This window comes from Superficieibacter sp. (assembly GCF_032071645.1).
Classification (GTDB): domain Bacteria; phylum Pseudomonadota; class Gammaproteobacteria; order Enterobacterales; family Enterobacteriaceae; genus Superficieibacter.
This window is the reverse complement of sequence record NZ_DAMAPU010000017.1, coordinates 38,304-52,191: the sequence shown is the minus strand read 5'-3', so window position 1 is coordinate 52,191 and position 13,888 is coordinate 38,304. Positions and strand designations below refer to the sequence as shown.

Genomic DNA, 13,888 nt, shown 5'->3' with positions numbered 1-13,888 from the left:
CGCAATGGTAGCCCAAAATGATGATTAAAACGACGCCCGGGAGGGGAATGATGTCGCAGACAGCGAAAGTATTGCTGCTGTATGCCCATCCGGAATCACAGGACTCGGTAGCCAACCGGGTTTTGCTTAAACCGGCCACGCAACTGCAAAATGTAACCGTGCACGATCTTTATGCGCATTATCCTGATTTTTTTATCGATATTCCGCGCGAGCAGGCGCTGCTGCTGGAGCATGACGTGATCGTGTTTCAGCATCCTCTTTATACCTATAGCTGCCCGGCACTGCTTAAAGAGTGGCTGGACCGGGTGCTCAGTCGTGGGTTTTCCAGCGGTCCGGGGGGAAATCAACTGGCGGGAAAGTACTGGCGTAGCGTGATCACTACCGGTGAGCCGGAAAGCGCTTACCGCTATGACGCGCTGAATCGCTATCCGATGAGTGATATTTTACGCCCTTTCGAACTGACGGCCGCCATGTGCCGTATGCACTGGCTTAATCCAATGATTGTTTACTGGGCCAGACGCCAGACGCCGCAGGAGCTGGCCAGCCGGGCGAAAGCTTACGGTGACTGGCTGGCGTCGCCCATCACGCCGGGAGGTCAGTAATGGAAGGTTCCAGTCTGTTACTGGCGGGGGTGCTGTTTTTGTTTGCGGCGGTGGTGGCCGTGCCGCTGGCGGCGCGTCTGGGCATCGGCGCGGTGCTGGGGTATTTGCTGGCGGGGATCGCTATTGGTCCGTGGGGGCTGGGGTTTATCAGCGATGTCGATGAAATCCTGCACTTTTCCGAATTAGGCGTGGTGTTCCTGATGTTTATCATCGGGCTGGAGCTGAACCCCGGTAAGCTCTGGGCGCTGCGACGGTCGATTTTTGGCGTCGGGGCTGCGCAGGTGGTTTTCAGCGCGGCGATCCTCGGCGGACTGCTGATGCTGACGGATTTTTCATGGCACGCGGCGGTGATCGGCGGGATCGGGCTGGCGATGTCCTCTACCGCGATGGCGCTGCAACTGATGCGTGAGAAGGGGATGAACCGCAATGAATCCGGGCAGCTCGGTTTTTCGGTGCTGCTGTTTCAGGATCTGGCGGTGATCCCCGCGCTGGCGCTGGTGCCGTTGCTGGCCGGGTCGGCGGACGATCATTTTGACTGGATCAAAATCGGTATGAAGGTGCTGGCGTTTGCCGGGATGCTGATTGGCGGACGGTATCTGCTGCGTCCGGTGTTTCGCTTTATCGCGTCTTCCGGGGTGCGTGAGGTGTTCACCGCTGCCGCGCTGCTGCTGGTGCTGGGATCGGCGCTGTTTATGGATGCGCTGGGGCTGTCGATGGCGCTGGGGACGTTTATCGCCGGGGTGCTGCTGGCGGAAAGTGAATACCGGCACGAGCTGGAATCGGCCATCGACCCCTTCAAAGGGCTGCTGCTGGGGCTGTTTTTTATTTCGGTGGGCATGTCGCTCAACCTCGGCGTTCTCTATACCCATCTGTTGTGGGTGATCGCGAGCGTGGCGGTGCTGGTGGCGATCAAATCGCTGGTGCTGTATCTGCTGGCGCGGATCTACGGCCTGCGCAGTTCGGAGCGGACGCAGTTTGCGGGCGTGCTGAGTCAGGGCGGAGAGTTCGCTTTTGTGCTTTTTTCCAGCGCCTCCTCACAAAAACTGTTTCAGGGCGATCAGATGGCGCTGCTGCTGGTCACGGTCACGCTGTCGATGATGACCACGCCGCTGCTGATGAAAATTATCGACAAACGCCTCTCCAGGCAGTTCAACGGCCCGGATGATGAAGATGAAAAACCGTGGGTCGATGACGATAAACCGCAGGTGATCGTAGTGGGATTCGGGCGTTTCGGTCAGGTCATTGGCCGCCTGCTGATGGCCAACAAAATGCGGATCACGGTGCTGGAGCGCGATATCAGCGCCGTCACACTGATGCGCAAATACGGTTATAAGGTCTATTACGGCGATGCCACGCAGGTCGAGCTACTGCGTGCGGCGGGGGCGGAAGCGGCGGAATCTATCGTTATCACCTGTAACGAGCCGGAAGATACCATGAAGCTGGTGGAGATCTGCCAGCAACATTTTCCGCATCTGAATATTATGGCGCGCGCGCGAGGGCGTGTAGAAGCGCATGAGCTCCTCCAGGCGGGCGTCACGCAATTTTCGCGCGAGACGTTTTCCAGTGCGCTGGAACTGGGCCGCAAGGCGCTGATTTCGCTGGGGATGCATCCGCATCAGGCGCAGCGTGCGCAGCTCCATTTCCGCCGTCTGGATATGCGGATGCTGCGCGAGTTAATGCCGGTACATACCGACACGGTACAGATTTCCCGCGTGCAGGAGGCCCGGCGCGAGCTGGAGGAGATTTTCCAGCGCGAAATGCAGCAGGAGCGTCGCCAGCTTGACGGCTGGGATGAACTGGATCAGGAGTAAACTATGCCAATACGTAAACGTTTTATTGCCGGGGCAAAATGTCCCTCCTGCCAGGCTCAGGATTCGCTGGCGATGTGGCGGGAAAATAATGTTGATATTGTTGAATGCGTTAAGTGTGGACACCAGATGCGCGAGGCGGATAAACAGGCGCGCGATCACGTTCGCAAAGAAGAGCAAGTCATCGGCATTTTTCATCCCGACTAGCGAGATGGCGCAGCTTTTTTTAAGCTAAGGGGTACACGGGTGCAGAATTCCGCTACAATCTGCGCCACTATTCTTCCCTTGCTCAGGAGATATCATGAAAGTAGCAAAAGACCTGGTGGTCAGCCTGGCCTATCAGGTACGTACAGAAGACGGTGTATTGGTTGATGAGTCTCCGGTAAGCGCGCCGCTCGACTATCTGCATGGTCACGGCTCCCTGATTTCCGGTCTGGAAAATGCGCTGGACGGCCATGAACCAGGCGATAAATTCGACGTTTCCGTTGGCGCGAACGACGCTTACGGTCAGTATGACGAAAACCTGGTACAGCGCGTTCCTAAAGACGTCTTTATGGGCGTTGACGAACTGCAGGTCGGTATGCGTTTCCTGGCTGAAACTGATCAGGGTCCGGTACCGGTTGAAATTACTGCCGTTGAAGACGATCACGTTGTGGTTGACGGTAACCACATGCTGGCAGGCCAGAACCTGAAGTTCAGCGTGGAAGTGGTCGCGATCCGCGAAGCGACGGCTGAAGAGCTGGAGCACGGTCATGTCCACGGTGCGCACGATCATCATCACGATCATGAACACGGTCACGATGGCTGCTGCGGCGGTCATGGTCATGACCACGATCATGAACACGGTAAAGGTGGTTGCGGCGGTCACGGCGGCTGCGGTTGCCACTAATCTGCTGATAAAATGCAAAAAAGCGGGGAGTACCCGCTTTTTTTATGCCCGTCAGTAATGAGGCGGCGGCGTCTCTTCCGACTGCGACGCGATGTTCGACGGCTGGCTGGCCTTGAGTTTTTCCGCCATTAAGCGCACGTGCTCCCGCAGTTTCGCCATCTCCATTTCGTGAGCGGTGACGGTCTGGTTAAGATCCTCAATCGTAATTTCCTGAAATGCCAGGCGGCTTTCCAGTTCCGCCAGTCGCGCGTCCAGTGTTTTGTCCTGCATGATGTACCTCTTCTCTGCGGCTTAGTGGTAGCTGGCGGGCGGATTCTACTCAACTTTTGCCGATTGCGCAGTATCTCTGCGCGAATGAAGAAACTAATTTAAACAAAAATAGTCTGAAAAGATTCGTAATTAGGGAGAGTCCGTCTGTAGATTTGTTCTGCAAGGCTTTATAGTACGCTTCTTATTTAAAAGTTAACCTGGGGTGAGATGCCCCGGCCCTGGAGATATGGATGAAATCACTGTTTAAAGTAACGCTGCTGGCGACCACGATGGCCGTTGCGCTGCACGCGCCGCTGACCTTTGCAGAAGACAAAGCTGCCCCGGCGAAAGAAACTACCGCCGCCGCGCCTGCAAGTAATGCCGCATTTAAAAACGACGACCAGAAGTCAGCTTACGCACTGGGTGCATCGCTGGGCCGTTACATGGAAAACTCCCTGAAAGAACAGGAAAAACTGGGCATCAAGCTGGATAAAGATCAGCTGATCGCCGGTGTACAGGATGCGTTTGCAGATAAGAGCAAACTGTCCGATCAGGAAATCGAGCAGACTTTACAGGCTTTCGAAACCCGCGTGAAAGCGTCCGCCCAGGCGAAGATGGAAAAAGACGCGGCTGACAACGAAGCGAAAGGTAAAACCTACCGCGACAAATTCGCCAAAGAAAAAGGCGTGAAAAAATCGGCGACAGGTCTGCTGTATAAAGTCGAAAAAGCCGGTTCTGGCGAAGCGCCGAAAGATTCCGATACCGTTGTGGTTAACTACAAAGGGACTCTGACCGACGGTAAAGAGTTTGATAACTCCTACACCCGTGGCGAACCGCTCTCCTTCCGTCTGGATGGTGTGATCCCTGGCTGGACTGAAGGCCTGAAAAACATCAAGAAAGGCGGCAAAATCACCCTGGTCATTCCACCGGAACTGGCTTACGGTAAAAACGGCGTTCCGGGTATCCCGGCTAACTCTACGCTGGTCTTTGACGTAGAGCTGCTGGATATCAAACCGGCCGCCCCGGCCGCCGCCGACCAGCCAGCCGCCGCAGCGGACGATAAAGCCGCCGAAGCGGATAAAAAATAAAAACTGAGAACCGCCGCCGCTTCATGCGGCGGTTTTTTTATTGCAGGCCGGGTATAATGATGAGTGGTCAGCGACCCCCTCGCTGTACTAAATTAGTTACCCGTGTAAATTGAGCCTGCCCTGAAAAGATAACGACAGGTTCCTGAAAAGGAGTGCTTTCTTTCATGTCCAGGTCGCTTTTAACCAACGAAACCAGTGAGCTAGATTTACTGGATCAACGTCCCTTCGATCAGACCGACTTCGATATCCTGAAATCCTACGAAGCGGTAGTGGACGGGTTAGCGATGCTCATTGGCTCCCATTGTGAAATCGTGCTGCACTCTTTGCAGGATTTAAAATGTTCGGCGATCCGTATCGCCAACGGTGAACATACCGGGCGGCAAATTGGTTCTCCGATTACCGATCTCGCGCTGCGGATGCTGCATGATATGACCGGCGCAGACAGCAGCGTCTCTAAATGCTATTTCACCCGCGCTAAAAGCGGCGTGCTGATGAAATCGCTGACGATTGCCATTCGTAACCGCGATCAGCGGGTGATTGGTTTGCTGTGCATCAACATGAATCTTGATGTGCCGTTCTCGCAGATCATGAATACGTTTATTCCTCCTGAAACCCCGGATGTCGGCTCGTCCGTCAACTTTGCGTCCTCGGTGGACGATCTGGTGGCGCAGACCCTTGAATTCACCATTGAAGAAGTGAATGCGGATCGCAACGTTTCCAACAATGCTAAGAACCGGCAGATCGTGCTGAACCTGTACGAGAAGGGGATCTTTGATATCAAAGATGCCATAAACCAGGTGGCGGACCGGCTTAATATCTCCAAACACACCGTGTATCTCTATATTCGCCAGTTCAAGAGCGGCGATTTCCTCGGACAGGATAAGTAATGCGCTTTACCCTGCTGGTTACCGGTCCGGCTTATGGCACGCAGCAGGCTTCCAGCGCGTGGCAGTTTGCCCGCGCGCTGCTGGCGGAAGGGCACGAGCTGGCGAGCGTTTTCTTCTATCGTGAAGGCGTCTACAACGCCAACCAGCTGACGTCTCCGGCCAGCGACGAGTTTGATCTGGTGCGTGGCTGGCAGCGTTTGCACGCAGAGCACGGCGTGGCGCTGCATATTTGCGTGGCGGCGGCGCTGCGTCGCGGCATCACCGACGTAACCGAAGCGGAACGTCTGGCGTTGCCGGGTGCAAATTTGCAGGCCGGGTTTTCACTTAGCGGCCTCGGGGCGCTGGCGGAAGCGGCGCTCACCTGTGACCGGGTGGTACAGTTCTGATGAAACGTGTCGCTTTTGTGTTTACCTCTGCGCCGCACGGCTCTGCCGCCGGACGGGAAGGACTGGATGCGCTGCTGGCAACCTCGGCGCTTACCGACGAGACGGGCGTGTTTTTTCTTGGCGACGGCGTGCTACAGCTGGTGACCGGGCAGCAACCGGCTGCCATTCTGGCCCGCGACTACATCGCAACCTTTAAAGTGCTGCCGCTGTACGATATCGAAAACTGCTGGCTGTGCGCGGCATCGCTGCGCGAGCGCGGTTTCAGCGCCAGCACGCCGTTAATTCTCGATGTTGAACGGCTGGAGCCAGATGCGCTGCGCGAACAGCTCGACGGCTACGACGTCATTTTGACCTTCTGAGGCTTGTATGTTGCATACCCTGCACCACTCACCCTGGCAGTGTGATATGACCGCTTTAGTGCGTATGCTGCGCGAAGGGGACGATCTGCTGTTAATTTCTGATGGCGTTCAGGCCGCCGTTGAAGGCAGCCGCTTTCTTGAAATCCTGCTGAATGCCCCCATATCGGTCTACGTGCTGGCAGAGGATGTTGATGCACGCGGATTTTCTGCTCAAATTTCGAACAGCATCGTCAGGGTTGACTATACTGGTTTCGTCAGGCTAACAACAAAAAATCGGGGCCAGATGGCCTGGTAATGACAAGATCGCTGTATATTTCTTGACACCTTTTCTGCACAGCCCTAAAATTCCGCGTCCTCATATTGTATGAGGGCGTTTTATTACGTGTTTACGAAGCAAAAGCTAAAACCAGGAGCTATTTAATGGCAACAGTTAACCAGCTGGTACGCAAACCACGCGCTCGCAAAGTTGCAAAAAGCAACGTGCCTGCGCTGGAAGCATGCCCGCAAAAACGTGGCGTATGTACTCGTGTATATACTACCACTCCTAAAAAACCAAACTCCGCACTGCGTAAAGTATGCCGTGTTCGTTTGACTAACGGTTTTGAAGTGACTTCCTACATCGGTGGTGAAGGTCACAACCTGCAGGAACACTCCGTGATCCTGATCCGTGGCGGTCGTGTAAAAGACCTTCCGGGTGTTCGTTACCACACCGTTCGTGGTGCGCTTGACTGCTCCGGCGTTAAAGACCGTAAGCAATCACGCTCCAAGTATGGCGTGAAACGTCCTAAGGCTTAATGGTTCTCCGTTAAGTAAGGCCAAACGTTTTATCTTAATGTCAAAACTAAACTCTTAGAGTTTTGGACAATCCTGAATTAACAACGGAGTATTTCCATGCCACGTCGTCGCGTCATTGGTCAGCGTAAAATTCTGCCGGATCCGAAGTTCGGATCAGAACTGCTGGCTAAATTTGTCAATATCCTGATGGTAGATGGTAAAAAATCTACTGCAGAATCAATCGTATACAGCGCGCTGGAGACCCTGGCTCAGCGTTCTGGTAAAAACGAACTGGAAGCCTTCGAAGTTGCGCTCGAGAACGTGCGCCCGACTGTCGAAGTTAAGTCCCGCCGCGTAGGTGGTTCAACTTATCAGGTTCCAGTTGAAGTCCGTCCGGTCCGTCGTAATGCTCTGGCAATGCGTTGGATCGTTGAAGCTGCTCGTAAACGCGGTGATAAATCCATGGCTCTGCGCCTGGCGAACGAACTTTCTGATGCTGCTGACAACAAAGGTACAGCAGTTAAGAAACGTGAAGACGTTCACCGTATGGCAGAAGCCAACAAGGCGTTCGCACACTACCGTTGGTAATCCCTTCGGAGTCATAGTAACCAGGCGGGCGCTTCAGTTAAGCGACCCGCACTGGCAAACTTATCTGAACGCCTAATGCAATAAACGAGGAATCAAATGGCTCGTACAACACCCATCGCACGCTATCGTAATATCGGTATCAGTGCGCACATCGACGCCGGTAAAACCACGACTACCGAACGTATTCTGTTCTACACCGGTGTAAACCACAAAATCGGTGAAGTTCATGACGGCGCGGCAACCATGGACTGGATGGAGCAGGAGCAGGAACGTGGTATCACCATCACGTCCGCAGCGACTACTGCATTCTGGTCTGGTATGGCTAAGCAGTATGAACCGCATCGCGTAAACATCATCGACACCCCGGGGCACGTTGACTTCACCATCGAAGTAGAACGTTCCATGCGTGTACTTGACGGTGCGGTAATGGTTTACTGCGCAGTTGGTGGTGTTCAGCCGCAGTCTGAAACCGTATGGCGTCAGGCAAACAAATATAAAGTTCCACGTATCGCGTTCGTTAACAAAATGGACCGTATGGGTGCGAACTTCCTGAAAGTTGTTGGTCAGATCAAATCCCGTCTGGGCGCGAACCCGGTTCCGCTGCAGCTGGCGATTGGTGCTGAAGAAGGTTTCACCGGTGTTGTTGACCTGGTGAAAATGAAAGCCATCAACTGGAACGACGCAGATCAGGGCGTGACCTTCGAATACGAAGAAATCCCGGCTGATATGCAGGATCTGGCTGAAGAATGGCACCAGAACCTGATCGAATCCGCAGCAGAAGCTTCTGAAGAGCTGATGGAGAAATACCTGGGTGGTGAAGAACTGACTGAAGAAGAGATCAAAAAAGCTCTGCGTCAGCGCGTTCTGAACAACGAAATCATCCTGGTAACCTGTGGTTCTGCGTTTAAGAACAAAGGTGTTCAGGCGATGCTGGATGCGGTAATTGATTACCTGCCATCCCCGACTGATGTACCGGCGATCAACGGTATCCTGGACGACGGTAAAGATACTCCGGCTGAGCGTCACGCTAGCGATGAAGAGCCGTTTGCAGCTCTGGCATTTAAAATCGCTACCGACCCGTTCGTGGGTAACCTGACCTTCTTCCGCGTGTACTCCGGTGTGGTTAACTCCGGTGACACCGTGCTGAACTCCGTGAAAGCGGCTCGTGAACGTTTTGGTCGTATCGTACAGATGCACGCCAACAAACGTGAAGAGATTAAAGAAGTTCGCGCGGGCGACATCGCAGCAGCTATCGGTCTGAAAGACGTAACGACGGGTGACACTCTGTGTAACCCGGATTCGCCGATCATTCTGGAACGTATGGAATTCCCGGAACCGGTTATCTCCATCGCTGTAGAACCGAAAACCAAAGCTGACCAGGAAAAAATGGGTCTGGCTCTGGGTCGTCTGGCTAAAGAAGACCCGTCATTCCGCGTATGGACTGACGAAGAGTCTAACCAGACTATCATCGCCGGTATGGGTGAACTGCACCTCGACATCATCGTTGACCGTATGAAACGCGAATTCAACGTTGAAGCGAACGTCGGTAAACCTCAGGTTGCTTACCGTGAAGCAATTCGCGCGAAAGTTACCGATATCGAAGGTAAACACGCCAAGCAGTCTGGTGGTCGCGGTCAGTACGGTCACGTCGTTATCGACATGTACCCGCTGGAACCGGGCTCTAACCCGAAAGGTTACGAGTTCGTCAACGACATCAAGGGTGGTGTAATTCCTGGCGAATACATCCCGGCCGTTGATAAAGGCATCCAGGAACAGCTGAAATCTGGTCCGCTGGCGGGTTACCCGGTAGTCGATCTCGGTGTGCGTCTGCACTTCGGTTCTTACCATGACGTTGACTCCTCCGAGCTGGCGTTTAAACTGGCTGCTTCTATCGCCTTTAAAGATGGCTTTAAGAAAGCAAAACCAGTTCTGCTTGAGCCGATCATGAAGGTTGAAGTAGAGACGCCGGAAGAGAACACCGGTGACGTTATCGGTGACCTGAGCCGTCGTCGCGGTATGCTGCGCGGTCAGGAATCTGAAGTGACTGGCGTTAAGATCCACGCTGAAGTTCCGCTGTCTGAAATGTTCGGATATGCAACCCAGCTGCGTTCTCTGACCAAAGGTCGCGCATCATACACGATGGAATTCCTGAAGTATGATGATGCGCCGAACAACGTTGCTCAGGCCGTAATCGAAGCCCGTGGTAAATAAGCCTCGGGGTTAAAAACCTAAGTCCCGTGCCCCCTTGCGAGGGGGCGCTATAGTAAGGAATATAGCCGTGTCTAAAGAAAAATTTGAACGTACAAAACCGCACGTCAACGTTGGTACTATCGGCCACGTTGACCACGGTAAAACTACCCTGACCGCTGCAATCACTACCGTACTGGCTAAAACCTACGGTGGTGCTGCTCGCGCATTCGATCAGATCGATAACGCGCCGGAAGAAAAAGCTCGTGGTATCACCATCAACACTTCTCACGTTGAATATGACACCCCGACCCGCCACTACGCGCACGTAGACTGCCCGGGCCACGCCGACTATGTTAAAAACATGATCACCGGTGCTGCGCAGATGGACGGCGCGATCCTGGTTGTTGCTGCGACTGACGGCCCGATGCCGCAGACCCGTGAGCACATCCTGCTGGGTCGTCAGGTAGGCGTTCCGTACATCATCGTGTTCCTGAACAAATGCGACATGGTTGATGACGAAGAGCTGCTGGAACTGGTAGAAATGGAAGTTCGTGAACTTCTGTCCCAGTACGACTTCCCGGGCGATGACACCCCGATCATCCGTGGTTCTGCTCTGAAAGCGCTGGAAGGCGAAGCTGAGTGGGAAGAAAAAATCATCGAACTGGCTGGCTTCCTGGATTCCTACATCCCTGAACCAGAACGTGCGATTGACAAGCCGTTCCTGCTGCCGATCGAAGACGTATTCTCCATCTCCGGCCGTGGTACCGTTGTTACCGGTCGTGTAGAGCGCGGTATCATCAAAGTTGGTGAAGAAGTTGAAATCGTTGGTATCAAAGATACCGCGAAATCCACCTGTACCGGCGTTGAAATGTTCCGCAAACTGCTGGACGAAGGCCGTGCCGGTGAGAACGTAGGTGTTCTGCTGCGTGGTATCAAACGTGAAGAAATCGAACGTGGTCAGGTACTGGCTAAGCCGGGTTCCATCAAGCCGCACACCAAGTTCGAATCTGAAGTGTACATCCTGTCCAAGGACGAAGGCGGCCGTCACACTCCGTTCTTCAAAGGCTACCGTCCGCAGTTCTACTTCCGTACAACTGACGTGACTGGCACCATCGAACTGCCGGAAGGCGTTGAAATGGTAATGCCGGGCGACAACATCAAAATGGTTGTTACCCTGATCCACCCGATCGCGATGGACGACGGTCTGCGTTTCGCAATCCGTGAAGGCGGCCGTACCGTTGGCGCGGGCGTTGTTGCTAAAGTTCTGAGCTAATTACTCGTTAATAAGCTTTGAATAAAAAAGGGTGCTTCGGCACCCTTTTTGCTGTCTGCAATTTAGCGCCGTTTCATTTCCCTGGTAGATCATCCACTTTATTATTTCCCCATGTCTGACTCCATTTTTTAAAACGAACACGTCCTTTTGATATTTATATTATCAATGAATTCCGGTAGTGATATTTTATTAATTTATATCAATTTAGTGAATATATTATCCAATTAGCTTTTCGGGCTTACTTGTTTATTGTCTTGTTGATGTTTATCTCTTTTAGTAATAACCTCCACCACCGCGCAACTATCAATTTAATTGCTGACTTTATTGTTAGTTATTTTCCTGGTTGTGCGGTTAATTAGTATTAATGAGATTATTAAGGATAATAAATGAAGATTAATATATTCACTAAAACAATGCTAGGTATGGGGCTGGTCTGTGCCTCGGTGCCAGCCTTTGCACTGGAAGCATGGAATAATCAGCAAGGCGGCGATAAATATCAGGTTATTTTTGACGGGAAAGTTTATGAAAATGCCTGGTGGGTTTCTTCTACAAATTGTCCGGCAAATGCGAAACCCAATGATGCCTCTAACCCATGGCGCTACCAGCGTGACGCGACCGCACAGGAAATATCTCAGGTTGGCAATCCTCAGAGCTGTAATAGCGATCAAAAACCGGTAGAGCCAGTGGTGCCTGATACCACACCGGTCACGCCGGTGCCAGCAACTGATAATACTGATAAGGCTGAAGAGTATGCCATCGAAGCGTGGCAGCATCAGGAAGGCGGTACTACATGGCATGTTATTTATGATGGCGCAATCTACCAAAACGCCTGGTGGGTAGCGGCTTCCAATTGCCCGGGTAACGCTAAAGCGGATGATGCTTCTAACCCGTGGCGCTATCTGCGTGACGCTACGGCCGCCGAAGAAGCGAAATACGGCAATCCGACATCCTGCGATACTGACGGCGAAGATGATGTGCCTGTACCCCCGGCTCCTCCGGTGCCAGACCCGGTTCCTTCAGACGATCCGACTCCGTCTCAGGATGACGACTCAACTTACGCTCTGGAAGCCTGGAGCGGCCAGGAAGGCAGTACCATTTATCACGTTATTTTTGACGGCAACGTATACAAAAATGCATGGTGGGTGGGCAGCAAAGATTGTCCTCTGACCGCCAGCCCAACCAACGCGAATAATCCATGGACCTTTGAGCGTGTGGCAACGCCAGCTGAAATCAGTCAGTACGGCAATCCACAGACCTGTGAAATCGCGGGTAACGATACTACCACCTATCCAGCCTGGTCTAATGAAAGCGCTTATAACGCCAACGATAAAGTTGAATATAACAATGCAACCTATGTGACGCAAAAAGCTCAGGATGCATGGGGATTTGCCCCTGGTGGCGACAACCCGTGGCAGAAATATGAAGCGGTTCAACCCTGGTCAGCATCAACGGTATACGTGAAGGGCGATCGTGTTGTCGTTGATGGTATGGTGTATGAAGCACTGTTCTGGACGCAGCATGACGATCCGTCCGATGTGGCCAACCAGAACCCGACGGGCGACAATAGCCGTCCGTGGAAACCACTGGGTAAACTGGTAGAGTACTCCAGCGAGGAGCTGAGCAATGCTCCGCAGTATGATGCGGGCACTCTTTACGAAAACGGTACGTTGATTCGTTTTAACGGCGAGAACTACGTAGCCCAGACGAAAGTGCAGAAAGTCTCTCCGACGGACACAAACCCGTGGCGCATTTTTGTTGACTGGAAAGGCACAAAAGAACGTGTCGGCACGCCGAAAAATTCGTGGCCAAAACATGTTTATGCGCCGTACGTCGATTTTACCCTGAACACCATTCCTGATTTTGCCGCGCTGGCAAAAAATGAAAATGTTAACCATTTCACGCTGGCATTCGTGGTCAGTAAAGATGCGGATACCTGTCTGCCGACCTGGGGAACATCCTACGGTATGCAGGATTACGCTCAGTACAGCAAGATCAAAGCCCTGCGTGAAGCTGGCGGCGATGTCATGCTGTCCATCGGTGGTGCGAACAACGCTCCGCTGGCCGCATCCTGTAAAAACGTGGATGACCTGATGCAGCATTACTACGATATCGTGGACAACCTGAATCTTCAGGTGCTGGACTTCGATATTGAAGGTACATGGGTTGCGGATCAGGCCTCTATTGAACGCCGTAATCTGGCGGTGAAAAAAGTACAGGATAAATGGAAGTCTGAAGGTAAAGACATCGGCGTTTGGTATACCCTGCCGATCCTGCCAACCGGTCTGACGCCTGACGGCATGAACGTTCTGCGCGATGCGCAGGCGAAAGGTGTAGAGCTGGCTGGCGTAAACGTCATGACCATGGACTACGGTAATGCGATCTGCCAGTCTGCCGGTACGGAAGGCCAGAACATCCACGGCAAGTGTGCGACCTCCGCCATTGAAAGTCTGCACACGCAGTTGAAGGGACTCTTCACCGAGAAAAGCGATGCCGAGATTGATGCGATGATGGGAACAACGCCTATGATCGGACTCAATGATGTCCAGGGTGAAACCTTCTATCTGTCCGATGCTCGTCTGGTTATGGAAGATGCGCAGAAGCGTAAACTGGGTATGATCGGGATCTGGTCTATCGCCCGTGATGTCCCCGGCGGCAACTATGTGTCACCGGAATTCCACGGTCTGACCGAGCAACAGGCTCCGAAATACGCCTTCAGCGAGATTTTCGCGCCGTTTACTAAGCAGTAATATCAGCGGCCACCGCCACGGGTGGCCGTTTCCCCTAACGGGTTTGTC

15 protein-coding genes are annotated in these 13,888 nt (G+C 53.1%); 14 read left to right on the top strand and 1 reads right to left on the bottom strand.

Going from position 1 to position 13,888, the window contains the following annotated elements; translation table 11 throughout:
• Positions 1–50 precede the first annotated feature (50 nt).
• The 4 genes from kefG (at position 51) to slyD (ending at position 3,299) form a co-directional block, all read left to right on the top strand.
• Positions 51–602, top strand: a complete 552-nt coding sequence (gene kefG, locus RT197_RS19725) for a glutathione-regulated potassium-efflux system ancillary protein KefG (protein ID WP_312952896.1) — start codon at positions 51–53, stop codon at positions 600–602.
• The gene (kefB, locus tag RT197_RS19720; protein ID WP_312952862.1) at positions 602–2,413 is read left to right on the top strand and encodes a glutathione-regulated potassium-efflux system protein KefB; all 1,812 of its coding nucleotides are present in this window, start codon (positions 602–604) and stop codon (positions 2,411–2,413) included. The genes kefG and kefB overlap by 1 nt, the downstream gene beginning before the upstream one ends.
• Positions 2,414–2,416: 3 nt before the next feature.
• Positions 2,417–2,617 carry a YheV family putative zinc ribbon protein gene (locus RT197_RS19715; protein ID WP_312952860.1) on the top strand — a complete coding sequence of 67 codons (201 nt, stop codon included), beginning with the start codon at positions 2,417–2,419 and terminating at the stop codon, positions 2,615–2,617.
• A 94-nt stretch (positions 2,618–2,711) separates the two neighbouring features.
• Positions 2,712–3,299 (top strand): peptidylprolyl isomerase, encoded by a 588-nt coding sequence (slyD, locus tag RT197_RS19710; RefSeq protein ID WP_312952859.1) that lies wholly within the window; start codon positions 2,712–2,714, stop codon positions 3,297–3,299.
• A 51-nt stretch (positions 3,300–3,350) separates the two neighbouring features.
• On the opposite strand, the gene RT197_RS19705 is transcribed toward slyD, so the two are convergent.
• Positions 3,351–3,569: a SlyX family protein gene (locus tag RT197_RS19705; protein WP_312952858.1), complete on the bottom strand. Its 219-nt coding sequence runs from the start codon at positions 3,567–3,569 to the stop codon at positions 3,351–3,353.
• Positions 3,570–3,799: 230 nt separating this feature from the next.
• Between RT197_RS19705 and fkpA the strand changes: the two genes are divergently transcribed.
• The 10 genes from fkpA (at position 3,800) to RT197_RS19655 (ending at position 13,840) form a co-directional block, all read left to right on the top strand.
• Positions 3,800–4,636, top strand: coding sequence for an FKBP-type peptidyl-prolyl cis-trans isomerase (fkpA, locus tag RT197_RS19700; RefSeq protein ID WP_312952857.1), 837 nt, complete (start codon positions 3,800–3,802; stop codon positions 4,634–4,636).
• 164 nt (positions 4,637–4,800) lie between these two features.
• Positions 4,801–5,523, top strand: a complete 723-nt coding sequence (locus RT197_RS19695) for a transcriptional regulator (RefSeq protein ID WP_176916738.1) — start codon at positions 4,801–4,803, stop codon at positions 5,521–5,523.
• Positions 5,523–5,909: a sulfurtransferase complex subunit TusD gene (gene tusD, locus RT197_RS19690; RefSeq protein WP_312952856.1), complete on the top strand. Its 387-nt coding sequence runs from the start codon at positions 5,523–5,525 to the stop codon at positions 5,907–5,909. The genes RT197_RS19695 and tusD overlap by 1 nt, the downstream gene beginning before the upstream one ends.
• On the top strand, positions 5,909–6,268 hold the full coding sequence (tusC, locus tag RT197_RS19685) for a sulfurtransferase complex subunit TusC (RefSeq protein WP_312952855.1): 360 nt from the start codon (positions 5,909–5,911) through the stop codon (positions 6,266–6,268). The genes tusD and tusC overlap by 1 nt, the downstream gene beginning before the upstream one ends.
• Before the next feature lie 7 nt (positions 6,269–6,275).
• Complete coding sequence (gene tusB, locus RT197_RS19680) at positions 6,276–6,563, top strand: sulfurtransferase complex subunit TusB (protein WP_312952853.1); 288 nt, start codon at positions 6,276–6,278, stop codon at positions 6,561–6,563.
• A gap of 125 nt (positions 6,564–6,688) precedes the next feature.
• The gene (rpsL, locus tag RT197_RS19675) at positions 6,689–7,063 is read left to right on the top strand and encodes a 30S ribosomal protein S12 (protein WP_003023654.1); all 375 of its coding nucleotides are present in this window, start codon (positions 6,689–6,691) and stop codon (positions 7,061–7,063) included.
• A 96-nt stretch (positions 7,064–7,159) separates the two neighbouring features.
• Positions 7,160–7,630 carry a 30S ribosomal protein S7 gene (gene rpsG / locus RT197_RS19670; RefSeq protein WP_035894363.1) on the top strand — a complete coding sequence of 157 codons (471 nt, stop codon included), beginning with the start codon at positions 7,160–7,162 and terminating at the stop codon, positions 7,628–7,630.
• A gap of 96 nt (positions 7,631–7,726) precedes the next feature.
• On the top strand, positions 7,727–9,841 hold the full coding sequence (fusA, locus tag RT197_RS19665; protein ID WP_312952852.1) for an elongation factor G: 2,115 nt from the start codon (positions 7,727–7,729) through the stop codon (positions 9,839–9,841).
• A 67-nt stretch (positions 9,842–9,908) separates the two neighbouring features.
• Positions 9,909–11,093, top strand: coding sequence for an elongation factor Tu (gene tuf / locus RT197_RS19660; RefSeq protein WP_312952851.1), 1,185 nt, complete (start codon positions 9,909–9,911; stop codon positions 11,091–11,093).
• Positions 11,094–11,479: 386 nt separating this feature from the next.
• Positions 11,480–13,840, top strand: a complete 2,361-nt coding sequence (locus RT197_RS19655) for a carbohydrate-binding protein (protein WP_312952849.1) — start codon at positions 11,480–11,482, stop codon at positions 13,838–13,840.
• The last annotated feature ends 48 nt before the right edge of the window (positions 13,841–13,888 follow it).

Excerpts from the sequence above, each read along its gene's own strand:
- tusB (WP_312952853.1), top strand. The coding sequence starts at position 6,276 with ATGTTGCATACCCTGCACCACTCACCCTGGCAGTGTGATATGACCGCT.
- kefG (WP_312952896.1), top strand. The coding sequence starts at position 51 with ATGTCGCAGACAGCGAAAGTATTGCTGCTGTATGCCCATCCGGAATCA.
- tusD (WP_312952856.1), top strand. The coding sequence starts at position 5,523 with ATGCGCTTTACCCTGCTGGTTACCGGTCCGGCTTATGGCACGCAGCAG.
- rpsG (WP_035894363.1), top strand. The coding sequence starts at position 7,160 with ATGCCACGTCGTCGCGTCATTGGTCAGCGTAAAATTCTGCCGGATCCG.
- kefB (WP_312952862.1), top strand. The coding sequence starts at position 602 with ATGGAAGGTTCCAGTCTGTTACTGGCGGGGGTGCTGTTTTTGTTTGCG.
- RT197_RS19715 (WP_312952860.1), top strand. The coding sequence starts at position 2,417 with ATGCCAATACGTAAACGTTTTATTGCCGGGGCAAAATGTCCCTCCTGC.
- RT197_RS19655 (WP_312952849.1), top strand. The coding sequence starts at position 11,480 with ATGAAGATTAATATATTCACTAAAACAATGCTAGGTATGGGGCTGGTC.
- tusC (WP_312952855.1), top strand. The coding sequence starts at position 5,909 with ATGAAACGTGTCGCTTTTGTGTTTACCTCTGCGCCGCACGGCTCTGCC.
- rpsL (WP_003023654.1), top strand. The coding sequence starts at position 6,689 with ATGGCAACAGTTAACCAGCTGGTACGCAAACCACGCGCTCGCAAAGTT.
- fkpA (WP_312952857.1), top strand. The coding sequence starts at position 3,800 with ATGAAATCACTGTTTAAAGTAACGCTGCTGGCGACCACGATGGCCGTT.
- RT197_RS19695 (WP_176916738.1), top strand. The coding sequence starts at position 4,801 with ATGTCCAGGTCGCTTTTAACCAACGAAACCAGTGAGCTAGATTTACTG.
- fusA (WP_312952852.1), top strand. The coding sequence starts at position 7,727 with ATGGCTCGTACAACACCCATCGCACGCTATCGTAATATCGGTATCAGT.
- slyD (WP_312952859.1), top strand. The coding sequence starts at position 2,712 with ATGAAAGTAGCAAAAGACCTGGTGGTCAGCCTGGCCTATCAGGTACGT.
- RT197_RS19705 (WP_312952858.1), bottom strand. The coding sequence starts at position 3,569 with ATGCAGGACAAAACACTGGACGCGCGACTGGCGGAACTGGAAAGCCGC.